This window comes from Pseudomonas synxantha BG33R (assembly GCF_000263715.2).
GTDB classification, from domain to species: Bacteria; Pseudomonadota; Gammaproteobacteria; order Pseudomonadales; family Pseudomonadaceae; genus Aquipseudomonas; species Aquipseudomonas synxantha_A.
In genome coordinates this window covers 4533920-4550997 of record NZ_CM001514.1, presented here as the reverse complement: position 1 = coordinate 4550997, position 17078 = coordinate 4533920, and the positions used below count along the sequence as shown (strand labels likewise).

At 60.2% G+C, this 17078-nt stretch carries 13 protein-coding genes and 1 pseudogene; 5 read left to right on the top strand and 9 right to left on the bottom strand.

Annotated features, from left to right (window positions below; genetic code table 11):
* Positions 1-385: 385 nt before the first annotated feature.
* From ccoP to ccoN, 4 genes are read right to left on the bottom strand one after another with little or no spacing between them, the layout of a single operon-like run.
* Positions 386-1333 carry a cytochrome-c oxidase, cbb3-type subunit III gene (ccoP, locus tag PSEBG33_RS07645; RefSeq protein WP_005790271.1) on the bottom strand — a complete coding sequence of 316 codons (948 nt, stop codon included), beginning with the start codon at positions 1331-1333 and terminating at the stop codon, positions 386-388.
* Positions 1330-1530, bottom strand: coding sequence for a CcoQ/FixQ family Cbb3-type cytochrome c oxidase assembly chaperone (locus tag PSEBG33_RS07650; RefSeq protein WP_005790270.1), 201 nt, complete (start codon positions 1528-1530; stop codon positions 1330-1332). Before PSEBG33_RS07650 ends, ccoP begins: the two co-directional genes overlap by 4 nt.
* 3 nt (positions 1531-1533) lie before the next feature.
* Positions 1534-2142 (bottom strand): cytochrome-c oxidase, cbb3-type subunit II, encoded by a 609-nt coding sequence (gene ccoO / locus PSEBG33_RS07655; RefSeq protein ID WP_003193159.1) that lies wholly within the window; start codon positions 2140-2142, stop codon positions 1534-1536.
* Between the two features lie 10 nt (positions 2143-2152).
* Positions 2153-3577, bottom strand: a complete 1425-nt coding sequence (ccoN, locus tag PSEBG33_RS07660; protein WP_005790268.1) for a cytochrome-c oxidase, cbb3-type subunit I — start codon at positions 3575-3577, stop codon at positions 2153-2155.
* A 79-nt stretch (positions 3578-3656) separates the two neighbouring features.
* Here ccoN and PSEBG33_RS07665 point away from each other — a divergent pair, with 79 nt between their 5' ends.
* A complete protein-coding gene (locus PSEBG33_RS07665; protein ID WP_005790266.1) occupies positions 3657-4343 on the top strand; it encodes an alpha/beta family hydrolase in 687 nt (228 codons plus the stop codon).
* Between the two features lie 61 nt (positions 4344-4404).
* On the opposite strand, the gene PSEBG33_RS27640 is transcribed toward PSEBG33_RS07665, so the two are convergent.
* A complete protein-coding gene (locus PSEBG33_RS27640; protein ID WP_032803668.1) occupies positions 4405-4857 on the bottom strand; it encodes a hypothetical protein in 453 nt (150 codons plus the stop codon).
* Positions 4858-4906: 49 nt separating this feature from the next.
* Positions 4907-5728, bottom strand: coding sequence for a hypothetical protein (locus tag PSEBG33_RS07670; protein ID WP_005790264.1), 822 nt, complete (start codon positions 5726-5728; stop codon positions 4907-4909).
* A gap of 140 nt (positions 5729-5868) precedes the next feature.
* Between PSEBG33_RS07670 and PSEBG33_RS29785 the strand changes: the two are divergent.
* A pseudogene (locus PSEBG33_RS29785) lies at positions 5869-5964 on the top strand (alpha/beta hydrolase); the annotation flags it as partial.
* Positions 5965-6270: 306 nt separating this feature from the next.
* Here the strand turns inward: PSEBG33_RS29785 and PSEBG33_RS07675 are convergent.
* Both PSEBG33_RS07675 and PSEBG33_RS07680 read right to left on the bottom strand, forming a co-directional pair.
* Positions 6271-7836 (bottom strand): methyl-accepting chemotaxis protein, encoded by a 1566-nt coding sequence (locus PSEBG33_RS07675; protein WP_005790260.1) that lies wholly within the window; start codon positions 7834-7836, stop codon positions 6271-6273.
* A gap of 151 nt (positions 7837-7987) precedes the next feature.
* On the bottom strand, positions 7988-8779 hold the full coding sequence (locus tag PSEBG33_RS07680; protein ID WP_005790258.1) for a CPBP family intramembrane glutamic endopeptidase: 792 nt from the start codon (positions 8777-8779) through the stop codon (positions 7988-7990).
* Positions 8780-9199: 420 nt separating this feature from the next.
* Here PSEBG33_RS07680 and PSEBG33_RS07685 point away from each other — a divergent pair, with 420 nt between their 5' ends.
* Positions 9200-10060: a DMT family transporter gene (locus PSEBG33_RS07685; RefSeq protein WP_005790257.1), complete on the top strand. Its 861-nt coding sequence runs from the start codon at positions 9200-9202 to the stop codon at positions 10058-10060.
* Between the two features lie 83 nt (positions 10061-10143).
* Here PSEBG33_RS07685 and PSEBG33_RS07690 read toward each other — a convergent pair whose 3' ends face one another.
* On the bottom strand, positions 10144-11028 hold the full coding sequence (locus PSEBG33_RS07690) for a DMT family transporter (protein ID WP_005790255.1): 885 nt from the start codon (positions 11026-11028) through the stop codon (positions 10144-10146).
* A 153-nt stretch (positions 11029-11181) separates the two neighbouring features.
* Between PSEBG33_RS07690 and aceK the strand changes: the two genes are divergently transcribed.
* Positions 11182-12891, top strand: a complete 1710-nt coding sequence (gene aceK / locus PSEBG33_RS07695) for a bifunctional isocitrate dehydrogenase kinase/phosphatase (RefSeq protein ID WP_005790253.1) — start codon at positions 11182-11184, stop codon at positions 12889-12891.
* Positions 12892-13001: 110 nt separating this feature from the next.
* On the top strand, positions 13002-16913 hold the full coding sequence (gene hrpA, locus PSEBG33_RS07700) for an ATP-dependent RNA helicase HrpA (RefSeq protein ID WP_005790251.1): 3912 nt from the start codon (positions 13002-13004) through the stop codon (positions 16911-16913).
* The last annotated feature ends 165 nt before the right edge of the window (positions 16914-17078 follow it).

Genomic DNA, 17078 nt, shown 5'->3' with positions numbered 1-17078 from the left:
GTAAAATCGGTCGCAAGTATGTAGAAAGCGATGGGCCATTGCAACGCAATGGCTGACCTGTATCAATGCGTTCCACGCCAGATTCTGCGCCCTTTCCATGTTTGGCGTAAGGATTAAATCCGAAATAGAAAGCTGATCAAGTGGACAGGAATTTTAGGGGGCGCAACGGATACCGTCGCCTACGCCAGAATTGCTCCACTGTGGGAACAAGCGTAGACCCGAATATGAGGGGGGGAAAGTTGGGTGTCGCGAGGGTGCGACACTTGGTCGCGACTTATGCCTGTGGCGAGGGAGCTTGCTCCCGCTGGGCTTCGCAGCGGCCCCAAGATCTTGGGAGCGCTTCGCACTCCAGCGGGAGCAAGCTCCCTCGCCACAGGTAGAGCTTTTACTGCGGTTGGCTGTCTGGCGTTGCACCATCAGCATTATGGGACAGGCTATACACGTACGCCGCCAGCAGATGCACCTTGTCATTACCCTGCAGCACTTCCTGGGCCGGCATCTGGCCCTGGCGACCATGGCGGATGGTCTGCTGCAACTGCGCCAGGCTGGTGCCGTAGATAAACCCGCTTGGTTCGGTCAGGTTCGGCGCGCCCATGGCTTCCACGCCGTGGCCTTGTGGGCCGTGGCAAGCCACGCAGGTGGTGCTGAATGCGGCTTGGCCCGCGGCCAGGTCAGCGGTGTTGTCCGCCGGCAAGGGCAGCTTGGCCAGGTCGTGGCGCACATAGGCGGCGACGTTTTTCACCCCGTCCTCACCCAGCACTTCACCCCAGGCCGGCATGGCCGCGTGGCGACCGGCCATGATGGTAGCCTTGATCGCTTCGGCCGAACCACCCCAGCGCCAGTTGCTGTCTGCCAGGTTCGGGAAGCCATAGGCGCCCTTGGCATCCGAGCCGTGGCACACCGCGCAGTTGGAGGCGAACAGGCGACCGCCCATCTTCAACGCTTGTGGGTCCTTGGCGACTTCTTCCACGGGCATCGCCGCGAACTTGGCGAAGATCGGCCCGAACCTGGCGTCGGCTTTGGCCATTTCCTTGTCCCATTCCTTGGTCTGGGTCCAGCCATCTTCATAGCCCGGCAGCACGCCTTTCCAGTTGCCCAGGCCCGGGTAGAGAATCAGGTAGCCGACGGCAAATACCAGCGTGCCGGCGAACAGCATGAACCACCACTGGGGCAGCGGGTTGTCGTACTCCTCGATACCGTCGAAGGCATGGCCCATGGTCTGGTCGACGCTACCCTTGGTTTCGCCCTTGCGGGTGCCGACCAACAGCCAGGTCAGGCCGATCAGGCTGCCGAGGGTCAATACGCAGATCCATGTACTCCAAAAAGTAGTCATGGCCGAGTGCTCCTTGTTGCTGGCTCTGCTTGAGCGTCGGTTGGGGAGGGTTCATCGGCAAACGGCAGCATGGTCGCATCCTCAAACTCCGACTTGCGCCGTGGGCTGAACACCCACAGCGACAGGCCGATAAAGGCGATGGCGACCACCAGCGTGCCGAGGCCGCGGATGGTGCCCGCATCGAATTCAAATCCCATGGCTCACCTCTTGCTCTTGATGGCAGTGCCGAGCACTTGCAGGTAGGAAACCAGCGCGTCCATCTCGGTCTTGCCCTTGAGGCTGGCGACCGCGCCGTTGATGTCGTCGTCGGTGTACGGCACGCCGAGGGTGCGCATCACTTTCAATTTGGTCTCGGTGTGGCTGCTGTCGACGGCGGCGGTGACCAACCACGGATAGGCCGGCATTTTCGACTCCGGCACCACGTTGCGCGGGTTGTACAAATGCGCGCGGTGCCAGTCGTCCGAGTAGCGCGCGCCGACGCGGGCCAGGTCCGGCCCGGTGCGCTTGGAGCCCCACAGGAACGGATGGTCCCACACGCTTTCGCCGGCCACCGAGTAGTGACCGTAGCGCTCGGTCTCGGCGCGGAACGGGCGGATCATCTGCGAGTGGCACTGCACGCAGCCTTCGCGGATGTAGATGTCGCGGCCCTCCAGCTGCAGCGCGGTGTAGGGCTTCATGCCTTCCACCGGCTTGTTGGTCACGTCCTGGAAGAACAGCGGGACGATCTGGGTCAGGCCGCCGATGCTCACGGCGAGCACCATCAGCAGCATCAGCAGGCCGACGTTTTTTTCAATCGTTTCGTGTTTCATCATCGACTCCTCAGGCCATCTGCGCTGCGGCGCTGATTTCGGCTGGCTGCGCCGAACGCACGGTGCGCCACGTGTTGTAAGCCATCAGCAACATGCCGGTGAGGAAGATCGCACCGCCCACCAGCCGCACGATGAAGCCAGGGTGGCTGGCCACCAGGGTTTCGACGAAGGAGTAGGTCAAGGTGCCGTCTTCGTTGACCGCACGCCACATCAGGCCCTGGGCGATGCCGTTGACCCACATCGAGGCGATGTAGAGCACGGTGCCGATGGTGGCCAGCCAGAAGTGCGCGTTGATCAGGCCGAGGCTGTACATCTGCTCGCGACCGAAGACTTTCGGGATCATGTGGTACAGCGCGCCGATGGAGATCATCGCCACCCAGCCCAGCGCCCCGGCGTGTACGTGGCCGATGGTCCAGTCGGTGTAGTGGGAGAGAGCGTTGACGGTCTTGATCGCCATCATCGGACCTTCGAAGGTCGACATGCCGTAGAAGGCCAGGGACACAACGAGGAAGCGCAGGATCGGGTCGCTGCGCAACTTATGCCAGGCACCCGAGAGGGTCATCATGCCGTTGATCATGCCGCCCCAGCTTGGCGCCAGCAGCACCAGTGACATCACCATGCCCAGGGACTGCGCCCAGTCCGGCAAGGCGGTGTAGTGCAAGTGGTGAGGGCCGGCCCAGATGTACAGGGTGATCAGCGCCCAGAAGTGCACGATGGACAAGCGATAGGAATACACCGGACGCTCGGCCTGCTTGGGTACGAAGTAGTACATCATCCCCAGGAAGCCTGCGGTGAGGAAAAAGCCTACCGCGTTATGCCCATACCACCACTGCACCATGGCATCCGTCGCACCGCCGTACAGCGAGTAGGACTTGGTCAGGCTGACCGGGATTTCCAGGTTATTGACGATATGCAGGATGGCCACGGTGATGATGAACGCACCGAAGAACCAGTTACCGACGTAGATGTGCTTGGTCTTGCGCTTCATGATCGTGCCGAAGAACACGATGGCATAGGCGACCCAGACGATGGTGATCAGGATATCGATCGGCCATTCCAGCTCGGCGTATTCCTTGGAACTGGTGTAGCCCAGCGGCAGGCTGATTGCGGCCAGCAAAATTACCAGCTGCCAGCCCCAGAAGCAGAACGCAGCCACTTTTGGTGCGAACAGCTGAGTCTGGCAGGTACGTTGTACCGAGTAGAAGGAGCTGGCGAACAGCGCGCAGCCACCGAAGGCGAAAATCACCGCATTGGTGTGCAACGGGCGCAGGCGGCCGAAGCTGGTCCAGGGTAAATCGAAGTTGAGCGCAGGCCAAACCAATTGGGCGGCGAGAAAAACCCCGAGCCCCATGCCGACGATGCCCCACACCACCGTCATAATGGCGAATTGGCGGACCACCTTGTAGTTATAGGCGGTACTTAAAGTAGTGTTCATGGTTCCCCATCCACGGTTCAACCCAAGCAAGTGCGGCACTTGGGCTGGAGTTATAGGCAGACTAAAAAGCGAGGCAAGCATGGGCAAAGAGCACAAGGCCAGTATTGACGGGGATCAATGGGCGCAGTGTGTGCGTGAACGCGGCTGGCTGTGGGATGCCGCCACGGGCACGGCTTCGGGCGAGCCGGTCACGCTGATCCTGGCCCACGGCGCCGGGGCACCGATGGACTCGGCGTTCATGAACGACATGGCGGCACGCCTTGCCGGGCATGGCGTGAGCGTGTTGCGCTTCGAGTTCCCGTACATGGCCCAGCGCCGTGTGGATGGCGGCAAGCGCCCGCCGAATCCGGCGCCGAAACTGCTGGAGGCGTGGCGTGAGGTGTATGGCGAGGTGCGACGTCATGTCGCTGGGAAACTGGCAGTTGGCGGCAAGTCCATGGGCGGGCGGATGGCGAGTCTTTTGGCCGATGAGTTGGGTGCTGACGGGCTGGTGTGCCTGGGTTATCCCTTCTATGCAGTGGGTAAACCGGAGAAACCACGGGTCGAGCATCTGGCCGGGTTGAAGACGCCGACGTTGATTGTGCAGGGTGAGCGCGATGCGCTAGGCAATCGAGCGGCGGTTGAGGGGTATGACTTGTCGCCGAACATCGAGCTGATGTGGCTGGTGGCGGGGGATCATGATTTGAAGCCGTTGAAGGCGTCGGGCTTCAGTCATGAGCAGCATTTGGAGACTGCGGCCGTCAAAGCGTCAGGATTTCTAGGCTGACGCTTCGCGGCGCTCTGTGGTCTAGGGGCATCCGGGGAGCACTTCTTGTGAGGTGCACACCTTAGCGATCCTTGATTAATGTGAAGCTTCCCTGTGGATGGAGAGCGCTGTACTCGCCGCTGAAAGTGGCATTGAAGGTGCCGCTGGCGGTGCCTTCAGCCGGATTAAGCTTGATGGCAAGTTCTGCGCGGACTGCGCTGACAACTCTGATTCCAGGTTGCCCAGCAGGGCCCGCGATGCTGTGGTGATACTTGAACAGGCTGCCCAGTTCATAGATCGTGTCTATCGGGTTTTCATCTATATAGGGAATGAAAAATTGAAACGCAAATAAGTTTCTTTGACTGGTATGTCCTACTGATCCCATGAATAACCATAATTTCTCATGTGTTAAATGGCCAAATACAGTTTGTTCCGCAGTTATGACGACGGGGGAACCGTTCACTGTCCAATTAAATTCATTGTCAGTGTTTTGGCGTTTGGCAGCATCAGGGAAGAAAATATATTCTCCGTTCATCGTCTAGTCCTTCTCATAGAAGTTGAGGGATTGATTTTTAAATCGGTTTTCAGTTTTCGGAGGGCGCAGTATAAAAATTACCATGAGTCATACTTACAACGTCCCTGATTGTGTGCTGGAAGACGGCTTTACATTGCAGAGGATCTTGAGTCAATGTGAGGGTGATGTTGTATTCACCTTCGTAACCACCTCCAAAATAGGGGGAGTAGAAAAAGTTTGACTTTCCGTCAAGGTGCACAAAGGTTTTATCAGTGATCGTTGCGTTTTCATCGTTGCTATAAATTATGATTGCCCAATCACGGTAATCATGTGTGTCCGGTTGTCCCTCTTCGCCGACTAGATACCATGCGCCACCTCCGTTGGGCTGCTCACTGTAGAATAGCCAACCTTCTGATTCATATTGGATGTCTCCCTCTTTCCAGCGGAAAACTGCAGAAATTTGCGATGTGGTAGTTTCTCCACTCCACTCGCAGCGGCCTTTGATTTCACGTAATCCTGATTGTTTCTCGATGATGCTGCATACGAAGTCTAGCGTTGTCCGGCCAGTCATTTCGTCAATGTTTATCTTGAATTCGCCTGGCAGTCCCAAGTGCTCCTCAGTCTCCGCGCAATTATTATTTGTGTGCAGGATGTGGATGTATTCGAAGCGGTCAGGATTTTGCTTGAGTGTTTGAGGGGGAAAGGGGCTTTTCAATAGTAATGAGTGTCGGGTGTCTGGACCCTGAAGTGTTATCTTCATGCAATATTGATTGTCGTGTGACTGATGTATTGGCATGGCCCAACCTTTCAGTGGGGTTGTTCCGTGTTGTTTTTCTCTCAATTGTACGTGGCCGATTGTCCTAGAGAGTGGTTTCAGTGACGACTGAGACATGGGCTTTTACTCTTTTTGGCGTGATGCCGTAGAGTAAGAGCGCAGAGAGGGGGCGGTAACCTGTGAATAATGACAGTTTGATAGACTGTTTGGTGATAGGTCGTTCGAGTGTATATGGCCGTTGATAATATGCGCTTCAGGATCATGACTTGAAGCCATTGAAGGCGTTCGGGTTCAGTCATGAGCAGCATTTGGAGGCTGCGGCGGTGCAAGTGGCTGGGTTTCTCGGCGCCTGTTCCATGGCGGATTACGGGCACACCGAGCCTAAGCGAGGTGCCGAGTGGTGGGGCAAGAGCGTTTGCTTACTTTGGCCTGGGCCGGCATCCCGGCTTTTGCAAAGTGAGCCGCCGTCAGGGCGGAACCAATAGCTTCCGTTGCCGCAGGAATGGCTATGTACTCGGTCGGATCCGAAATCCTGGTCGGCCCTGAGGCCGCCATCGGGAGCAAGTCGAATCGTCGCACCGCCCCTCCCACAGGTACAGCGCCATACCAGAAGTTGTGTAGATACCTATGTCTATCGGGGGCTTGCCCCGATAGCGGGTCTACCGGTTAAAACGCTCCACCAGCGAGTACTGAGTATTCGCCGTATGAGTCAGCTCTTCACTCAACTGCGCCGAGTTCATGGCCTGCTCTGAAGTCTGATCCGCCAACAGCGCAATGGTGCTGATATTGCGGCTGATCTCCTCGGCCACGGCGCTTTGCTCTTCGGTAGCAGCGGCAATCTGGGTGGTCATGTCGGTGATATTGGCCACCGCCTCACTGATGCCCACCAACGCCTGATCCGCTTCCATCACCCGCGCCACACCCTCTTCAGCCTGGCGATGCCCGGCGTCCATGGTTTGCACAGCTGCAGCCGCCGTGTGTTGCAGCTTGGCGATCAGGGTATGGATCTGCCCGGTGGATTCGGCCGTACGCTGTGCCAGTTGGCGCACTTCATCGGCGACCACTGCAAATCCACGGCCCATCTCACCGGCCCGCGCGGCTTCGATAGCGGCATTGAGCGCCAGCAGGTTGGTCTGGTCGGCGATGCCTTTGATCACATCGACCACGCCGCCGATTTCATCGCTGTCCTTGGCCAGTTGGGTGACGGTCACACCCGTCTCGCCCACCGCAACCGACAGCCGCTGAATCGCCTCGCGGGTTTCCCCGGCGATATCGCGGCCGCGACCGGTCAGGCGGTTGGCTTCCTGGGTGGCATCGGCGGTGCGCTGCACATGGCTGGCGACTTCCTGGGTGGTCGCGGCCATCTGGTTGACCGCAGTGGCCACCTGTTCGGTCTCCACGCGCTGGCGTTCCAGGCCGCTGGAGCTGTTGTGCGCCAGGGTGTTGGAGCGCGCCGCCTGGTCGTTGAGGTGTTCGGCGGTGTCCTGCAAGCGTGTAAGACAGGTCTTCAGACGCGCTTCCTGGCTGAGGATCGACATTTCCAGTCGGGCCTGGGCGCCACGGCTGTCGGTGTACATCTGCGCGATCAACGGATCGGAGGTGGTCTGCTCGGCCAGGCGCAGCAAGCGCTTGAGGCCGCGCTGCTGCCAGCTCAGGCCCAGCAGGCCCAACGGCACCGACAGCGCTGCCGCCAGGGCAAAGCCCCACTGGGAGGTGAGGGTGGCGCCGATCATAAAGCTCAGTTGGCTGACCAGGATAAACGGCAGCCAGTCCTGTAGCACCGGCAGCCATTTGTCGCGCTGGGGGATGGCCGACTTGCCCTGGTTGATGCGTTGATAGAGCGCCTCGGCCCGGCGGATCTGCTCGGCGGTGGGCTTGATGCGCACCGATTCGTAGCCGATCACCTGGTTGCCGTCGAACACCGGAGTCACATAGGCGTTAACCCAGTAATGGTCACCGGTCTTGCAGCGATTCTTGACAATGCCCATCCATGGCAAGCCTTGTTTGAGCGTGGACCACATGTGCGCGAACACGGCCGAGGGCACATCCGGGTGGCGCACCAGGTTGTGCGGGGCACGGATCAGTTCGTCGCGGGTGAACCCACTGATTTCGACAAACGCGTCGTTGCAGTAGGTAATGACACCCTTGGCATCTGTGGTGGAGATCAACCGTTGCTGAGCGGGGAAGGTACGTTCGCGCTGGGTAACGGGTTGGTTATTACGCATGATTGTTCAATCCGCAAGGCTTTCAGGGGGTATCGGCCATGGCGGGCATTTATTTAACTTATTTTTGCAACAATCCTGGGAGCAGTGGGCTGGCTGTGGCGAGGGAGCAAGCTCCCTCGCCACAACAGCTCGCTCCTACAGTAAGAAAGGCTCAGCCGGCCAGCATCGGGTAGGTGAACAGCCCGAAGTGCAGCAGATTCAAGCCAAAGTGCGTGGCAATCGCTGCGCCCAGCCCGCCAAAGCGATACGCCAGGCCGTAACCGACCCCGGCAATACTCGCCAGCATTACCCACTGCCAACCCGCACCAAAATGCGCCAGGCCGAATAACAGCGAGGCCAGCAGCAGCGCGAGGTTCTCGCCGTAGGGCAGGTGTTTGAAACGCTGGCTCAGGCCACCCTGAACATAGCCACGAAACAGCGCTTCCTCCACCAGCGTCACCAGCAGCAGGTTATTGAGCACCCACAGCCATGCCTGGTCCGGCCATTTGGGGGCCCAACTGATCATCCCCATCAGGGCCGCGCCACCCAGGGCAGCGATGGCGGTCAGGGTCAGTGCCAGGGTGGTGACGCAGATCGACAGGCGCAATGAGCGTCGCGCCACAATCCACGGGCAGGCCAGCAACAGCCAGAAGCCGATCAGGGGTTTGTCCTGGTTCAGGTACATCGAGAAGGGCACCGAGTCCGGAGTGAAACGCTGGGGCGCAATACCTCGGCCATTGTAGAAACCCGGCAGCCAGTGCATCGCCAGCCCCAGAGCCAGGACGATAAACAAGCCGTGGCCCAGGTAGCGTGCCCAAGGAGTGCGTTGCTGGCGTACGGCGTAGCCGGCCACCAGCAACAGTGCTACTGACACCGCCGCCAGTATGCCCAGTTGGCCGTAGATCAAGGCCGTGACATAGCCAATGCAAAGTAGTGTGAGGTACAGCCAGGGCAGAGCAATCATGTGAAATCCTTAACAAAAACAGGGCGGCATTATAGCGAGTGGTCTGGTTCGAGGGCATGAAAACGCCTCCACGTACGAGGCAAGGGGGAAAGGATTGCAAAGTATGTTTGCGGCTGGTTATAGTCGTCGCGTCTTTCTCCCTTCAAAAGATCAGCACATGCCAGCTTCCCAGCGCATAGCGGTAGTCGATTCAGCGGTCAACGCTGTGGTCGTGCCGTGCGGCGCAAAGCAGCCTGCGCAGATCAGTCACTACCCCCCACCTGTCAGTAGCACGCCGGTGTACGCAGTCGTATCACCGCCGGGCGTTGGCATTTCGGGCTGATCAGCTGTTTGCTGTTGCCCTGTGCCTGCCTGAAAAAAACCTACTGAAATTCAGTCCTTACTGAATCGGCTTTTTTGCCTGATAACAGGTGGTAACTCATGTCTGTTCTTTCGAAACAATCCGTGGCCGCGGCGGCCTCGACGAGCTTGTTTGTCTTGCTGTGGAGCAGCGGGGCGATCTTCTCCAAGTTGGGCCTGGCCCATGCTTCGCCCTTTGCCTTTCTGCTGATCCGCTTTGCCATCGCCCTGGTGGGGTTGGTGGTGCTGGTGCCGATCCTCAAGTTGAAGCTGCCACGTCCCGGCAAGCCCATGCTGTATGCGGCGGCGACGGGCATGGTGTTGTTGGGGGCCTACCAGATTTTCTATCTGCTGGCCCTGGACCTCAAAGTCACCCCCGGAGTGATGGCGACCATCATGGGCGTCCAGCCGATCCTCACCGTGGTGCTGATGGAGCGTCAGCGCTCGTTACGCCGGCTGTTCGGCCTGGGGTTGGGCCTGGCCGGGTTGATCATGGTGGTGTACCAGGGCATCGGGCTGGCGGGCATGTCCCTGGCCGGGATGCTCTTCGGGCTGCTGGCGCTGGCGAGCATGACGTTCGGCTCGATCATGCAAAAGCGCATCACCGACAACCCCTTGGGCACATTGCCGCTGCAATACCTGGCCGGGATGCTGTTGTGTGCGGTGTTCGTGCCGTTCCAGCCATTTCACTTTGAGCATGATGCGGGCTTTTATCTGCCGGTGCTGTGGATGGGGTTGGTGGTGTCGGTGCTGGCGACGCTGTTGCTGTATCGGCTGATCGCCCGCGGCAACCTGGTGAATGTCACCAGTTTGTTCTATCTGGTGCCGGCGGTGACGGCGGTGATGGACTACCTGATCTTCGGCAACCGCCTGGCGCTGTTGAGCCTGTTGGGCATGGCGCTGATCATCGTCGGTTTGGTGTTTGTATTCCGTAAACACTAACCCCCTGTAGGAGCAAGCTTGCCGTGGCGAGCAAGCTTGCTTGCGCTGGGGGGCGAAGCACCCCCAGGAGCAGGGGGACGCTCCTATAGTTTTTGCGGGCGCAGCACCAACCACAACGCCCCGGCAATCAGCACCCCGCCATACAGGTGGGCCATGGACAGCGGCTCATCCAACAGCAACGCCCCCCACAGCACGCCGAACGGCGGAATCATAAAGGTCACGGTCATCGACTTGACCGGGCCGATGGATGACAGCAGGCGGAAGTACAAAATGTAGGCGAACGCCGTACACACCAGCCCCAGGCCCAGCAGCGACGCCCACACCTGCCAGCCGCCCCAACTTGCCGGTGGATGGCTGATGGCGCTGTAGGCAAAGAGCGGCAATAGAAACAAGGTAGCGCCGAGCATACTGCCCAAGGCCGACAGGCGACTGTCCAGCCCGCCGCGCTGATCCAGCCAGCGTCGTGCCAGGAAACCGGCAAACCCGTAGCAGGTGGTTGCCAGCAGGCACGCCAGCGCGCCCATCAACAATTGCAGATCAAAGGCCACTGGCCCCGCACGCGTGAGCACAGCGACGCCAAACAGCCCCAAGGCAACGCCCGCTATTTTCGACGGTGTCAGGCGCTCGCTGAAAAACAACCCGCCAATCAGCACGCCCATCAGCGGCGTGGTGGCGTTGAAAATTGCCGAATAACCCGCCGGCAGTACCTGGGCCGCCACCGAGTACATGGTCGCTGGGATCCCGGAGTTGATCACCCCCAACAGCAAAACGGTCTTGAACTTGCCCTGGAAATCCCAGCTCACGCGCAGCATAGCCAGAATCGCCAGCAACCCGGCGGCGGCGATCGACACGCGGAAAAATGCGGTCGGCACGGTGCCGATTTCCGGCGCGATGATGCGCATAAACAGGAAACTCGCGCCCCAGATGGCAGCCAATCCCAGCAAGTAGAGGGTGTCAACAGGTCTCACGGAAAACTCCTACGCCAATCAGGCGGGGAGTGTTGCCCAGCGCTCAGGCCGACACAATCGCTAAGTACAGCCGCGCCTGAAAAATCCTCCTTCTCCTGCCAGCGTTCACTGGCTAAGCTCTGAGCTTCCCGCTACCCGTTCGAGGTTTTCCGCATGTCGCAGCCCGCCCTCGCTATCGCCCGGATGATCCTCGACGGTTTCGACGATTACCGTGAGCACTTTCGCCAGATCACCGATGGGGCCCGCGAGCGTTTCGAGAAGGCCCAGTGGCAGCAAGGGCAGGCGGCGTCTGCGGCACGCATCAACCTGTATGAAGAGAAAGTTGCCGAGGTCACTGCCCGCCTGCGCGCCGGTTTCGAAGCGGGTGCGCTGCAGGACATCGAGCTGTGGCCCCTGGTGAAAAGCGCGTATATCGGCCTGATCGACCTGCGCTTTGACGATGAATTGTCCGAGACCTGGTACAACTCGATCTTCTGCGGCCTGTTCAGCCATGACCTGATCAGCGACGGCTGCATGTTCATCCACACCACCCGGCCGAGCCTGCGCCGGGCGCGGGCGGCGCAAACCCGGGTCTACACGCCGGCCGGTAAAATATCAGACATGCTGGCGCAGATTTTCTCTGACTACAGCTTCAGCGAGCCTTACGCCGACCTTCCTGCCGACCTGCGTCGCCTCGAAGCCCAACTGCGGGAAAACCTGCCGGATTGGGTGTGCAAGGACCCGGACCTCAAGGTCGAGCTGTTTTCCTCCGTGCTCTACCGCAACAAAGGCGCCTATCTCGTGGGGCGCATTTATACCCGCGACGAACAGTGGCCGTTGGTCATCCCGCTGCTGCACCGCGAAGGGCGCGGCATCCAGATCGATGCGTTGATCACCGACGAAGCCGACGTGTCGATCATCTTTTCGTTCACCCGCTCCTATTTCATGGTCGACGTACCGGTACCTGCCGAATTCATCGGTTTTCTCAAGCGCATCCTGCCGGGCAAGCACATTGCCGAGCTGTACACCTCCATTGGTTTCTACAAGCACGGCAAGTCCGAATTCTACCGCGCACTCATCAACCACCTGGCCACCACCGACGATCAGTTCATCATGGCCCCCGGCGTGCGCGGCATGGTCATGAGCGTGTTCACGCTGCCGGGATTCAACACCGTGTTCAAGATCATCAAGGACCGTTTTTCACCGTCGAAAAACGTCAACCGCGCCACGGTGATCGAGAAGTACCGGCTGGTTAAAAGTGTCGACCGGGTAGGGCGCATGGCTGACACCCAGGAATTCGCCGACTTCCGTTTCCCCTTGAGCAAGTTCGAGCCCGAGTGCCTGGCCGAGCTGCTGGAAGTCGCGGCCGGCACGGTCGAAGTGGAAGGCGACAGCGTGCTGATCCGCCACTGCTGGACCGAGCGGCGCATGATCCCGCTCAACCTCTACCTCGACAACGCCAACCCCGCCCAGGTGCGCGAAGCCCTGGAAGACTACGGCCTGGCAATCAAGCAACTGGCGGCGGCGAATATCTTCCCCGGCGACATGCTGCTGAAAAACTTCGGCGTCACCCGTCATGGCCGCGTGGTGTTCTACGACTACGATGAAATCTGCTTTCTGACCGAAGCCAACTTCCGCCATATTCCCGCACCGCGCACCCCCGAGGACGAAATGGCCTCAGAGCCCTGGTACTCAATCGGCCCGCTGGATGTGTTCCCCGAAGAGTTCCCGCCGTTCCTGTTTGCCGACGCCGGGCAACGCAGGTTGTTCGATGAGCTGCATGGCGAGCTGTACAACGCCGATTACTGGAAGGGCCTGCAGGACGCGATTCGCGCCGGCAAGGTTATCGACGTATTCCCCTATCGCCGAAAAGACCCGCTGTAAGGCTTTCTCTTGTGGGAGGGCTTGCTCCCACATGTTTGACCTGCCAGATAAGTCGATTTTCTGCCACACTTGCCGGCCGCGCATAACATAGATGACCGTCGAAGTAGCTGATGACTGACCAAGCACCCACCATCGACCAACTGCTCAAAACCCTCGATCACGCCATGCTCGCCGACCGCCACCGCTTGCGCCGGCAGTTGCTTGAGCTGCGCAAGAAACCCGATGAGGACAAGCTGGCGCAGTGGGTGGCGCGGATGCAGGCATCCTGTGCCCAGGTCACGGCGCGGCGCGCCAGCCTGCCGGTGATTCGCTACGACGACAGCCTGCCGATTGCCGCCAAGCGCGATGAGATCAAGGACGCGCTGCTCAAACACCAGGTGTTGATCATTGCCGGCGAGACCGGCTCGGGCAAGACCACCCAGTTGCCGAAAATCTGCCTGGAAATCGGCCGCGGCCAGTACGGCCTGATCGGCCACACCCAGCCGCGCCGGATCGCAGCGCGCAGCGTCGCCAGCCGTGTCGCTGAAGAGCTGACCACGCCATTGGGCGCCTTGGTCGGCTATCAGGTGCGTTTCGAAGACCAGAGTGATTCCAACACCCTGATCAAGCTGATGACCGACGGCATCCTGCTGGCCGAAACCCAGAACGACCGTTATCTGGAACGCTACGACACGATCATCGTCGACGAAGCCCACGAACGCAGCCTGAACATCGACTTCCTGCTCGGCTACCTCAAGACCCTGTTGCCGCGTCGCCCCGACCTGAAAGTCATCATCACCTCGGCGACCATCGACCTGGAGCGCTTTTCCAAGCACTTCGACGATGCGCCGATTGTCGAGGTCTCGGGCCGTACCTTCCCGGTGGACACCTGGTATCGCCCACTGACCCTGGAACAGGACGAAGAGGGCAACCGCGTCGAGGATGACTTGACCGTCGACCAGGCGATCCTCGCCACTCTCGATGAAATCGCCGCCTATGAGCGCAGCGAGCGACGCAGCCCCGGCGATGTGCTGGTGTTTCTGCCCGGTGAGCGCGAGATCCGTGATGCCGCCGACATGCTGCGCAAGGCCCAGCTCAAGCACACCGAGATTTTGCCGTTGTACGCACGGCTGTCACCGGCCGAGCAACAGCGCATTTTCCAATCCCACCCAGGCCGGCGCGTGGTACTGGCGACCAACGTTGCGGAAACCTCGCTGACGGTGCCGGGCATTCGCTATGTGATCGACAGCGGCACGGCGCGCATCAGCCGCTACAGCTACCGCGCCAAGGTGCAGCGCCTGCCGATCGAGGCGATCTCCCAGGCCAGCGCCAACCAGCGTAAAGGCCGTTGCGGCCGGGTTGAGCCGGGCATTTGCGTGCGCCTGTACAGCGAAGAAGATTTTATCGGGCGCCCGGAATTCACCGACCCGGAAATCCTGCGTACCAACCTCGCCGCCGTGATCCTGCAGATGCTGCACCTGCGCCTGGGCGAAATCACCGATTTCCCGTTTATCGAACCGCCAGATGGCAAGGCGATCAGCGACGGTTTCAACCTGCTGCAGGAACTCTCGGCGGTGGACCGTAACAGCCAACTCACGCCGTTGGGTCGCCAGCTTGCACGCTTGCCGGTGGACCCGCGCATGGGCCGCATGTTGCTCGAAGCGGCCAAGCTGGGCAGCTTGCAGGAAGTGCTGATCGTCGCGAGCGCCATGTCTATCCAGGACCCGCGCGAGCGCCCACCGGAGCGTCAACAAGCCGCCGACCAGGCCCACGCTCAGTGGAAGGATCCGGATTCGGACTTCGCCGGGCTGGTCAACCTGTGGCGTGGCTTTGAAGAGCAGCGCCAGGAACTGACCGCCAGCCCGCTGCGCAACTGGTGTCGCAAGAACTTCCTCAACTACCTGCGCCTGCGCGAGTGGCGCGACTCCCATCGCCAGTTGAGCCTGATCTGCCGCGACATGCAGCTGAACATCAATAAAGAGCCGGCGGACTTCCCCAAACTGCACAAGGCGGTGCTGTCCGGCCTGCTCAGCCAGATCGGCCAGAAGACCGAAGACGGCGATTACCTCGGTGCGCGGCAGCGGCGTTTCTGGATCCACCCCTCCTCCGGTATCGGCAAGAAGCGCCCGCAATGGCTGATGACCGCCGAACTGGTGGAAACCACCAAGCTCTATGCGCGCATGGTGGCGAAGATCGATGCCGACTGGATCGAGCCGCTGGCCGGGCACCTGATCAAGAAAAACCACTTCGAACCCCATTGGGAGAAGAAGCGCGGCCAGGTGGTGGCGTTTGAGCAGATCACCCTGTTCGGGCTGATTGTGGTCGGGCGCCGGCCGGTGCATTACGGGCCGATTGACCCGGTGGTGTCCCGCGAGTTGTTTATCCGGGAAGGCCTGGTACGCGGTGAGATTCAGTCCCGCGCCAAGTGCCTGACAGCCAACCAGCGCCTGCTGGAGCAACTCGACGAATTGGAAGCCAAGGCCCGCCGTCGCGACATCCTCGCCGACGAAGAAACCCTCTACGCGTTCTACGATGCGCGCCTGCCAGCGGAGATTCACCAGACCGCCACGTTCGACAGCTGGTACAAGGTCAACAGCCAGAAAGACCCGCACCTGCTGATCATGCGCGAAGAAGATGTGCTGGCCCGCGAGGCCAGTGAGGTTACCGCTGCGCATTATCCGGACACCTTGCACCTGGGTGACCTGGCGTTGGCCTTGAGCTACCACTTCGAACCCAACCACCCTCGCGATGGCGTCACCCTGCGTGTACCTGCGCCGTTGCTGCCGGCGTTGCCGGCCGAGCGCCTGGAGTGGCTGGTGCCGGGCGTGATCGAAGCCAAATGCATCGCGTTGGTACGCAACCTGCCCAAGGCATTGCGCAAGAACTTCGTGCCGGTGCCGGACTTCGTCAAGGCGGCGCTGCAACGCATCGAATTCGGCCAGGGCTCGCTGCCCCAGGCGCTGGGGCGCGAGTTGCTGCGCATGACCGGTGCGCGGGTCAGCGATGAAGCCTGGGCTGAAGCGGCGCAGCAGGTAGAAAGCCACCTGAAGATGAACCTGGAAGTGGTCGACGGCCAAGGCAAGTTCCTTGGCGAAGGCCGCGACCTGGCCGAACTGACCGCACGTTTTGCAGAGGCCAGCCAGGCCGCGTTGGCCGTACCGCAAACCGCGAAAAGCCAACAGCCGGTAGAAGCCAAGGTGTTCGCGGCGGTTGCTGAAAAGACCCAGCAAAACATCGCCGGCCTGTCGATGACGGTGTACCCGGCGCTGGTGGAAGAGAACGGCACGGTCAAGGAAGGGCGTTTCTCCACCGCCGCCGAAGCCGAGTTCCAGCATCGCCGCGCGTTGCAGCGCCTGCTGATGCAACAACTGGCGGAACCGGCGAAATTCCTGCGCGGCAAATTGCCGGGCCTGACCGAGCTGGGCTTGATGTACCGCGAACTGGGGCGTATCGACGCGTTGGTGGAAGACATTCTGCTGGCCAGCCTCGACACCTGTGTACTTGAGGGCGAAGAAAGCCTGCCGCGTGATGGCGCGGGCCTGGCTGCCCTGGCCGAGCGCAAGCGTGGCGGTTGGACCGAACACGCCGAGCGCCTGGCACGCCTGACCCTGGAGGTGCTGAAACTCTGGCACGGCCTGCAAAAGCGCTTCAAGGGCAAGATCGACCTGGCCCAGGCGGTGGCCTTGAATGATATCAAGCAGCAACTGAGCAACCTGGTGTACCCAGGTTTTGTGCGCGAAACCCCGGCGCAATGGTTCAAGGAGCTGCCGCGCTATCTCAAGGCAATCGAACTGCGTCTGGAAAAACTGCCGAGCCAGGTGCAAAAGGATCGCGTGTGGAGCAGCGAATTGGGCGGCCTGTGGGCGCAATACCAGAACCGCTTGAACAAACACGCCCAGGAAGGCAAGCGTGACCCACAGTTGGAGCTTTACCGCTGGTGGCTGGAGGAATACCGGGTGTCGTTGTTTGCCCAGCAGTTGGGCACCAAGGTACCGATTTCCGATAAACGCTTGAGCAAGCAGTGGAGCCAGGTAGAGCCCTGAACCTTTCCCGGTTTCCCGATCCGGGCAGGGCCAAATGTGGGAGGGAGCAAGTCGAATCGTCGCACCGCCCCTCCCACATTCAAGGTGTTTGTCTAGCCTATAGCGCCAAATCTCCAGGGTTGTGGCAAACTTCGCGGTTACAAGATTGAATAAAGCATCGCCAGT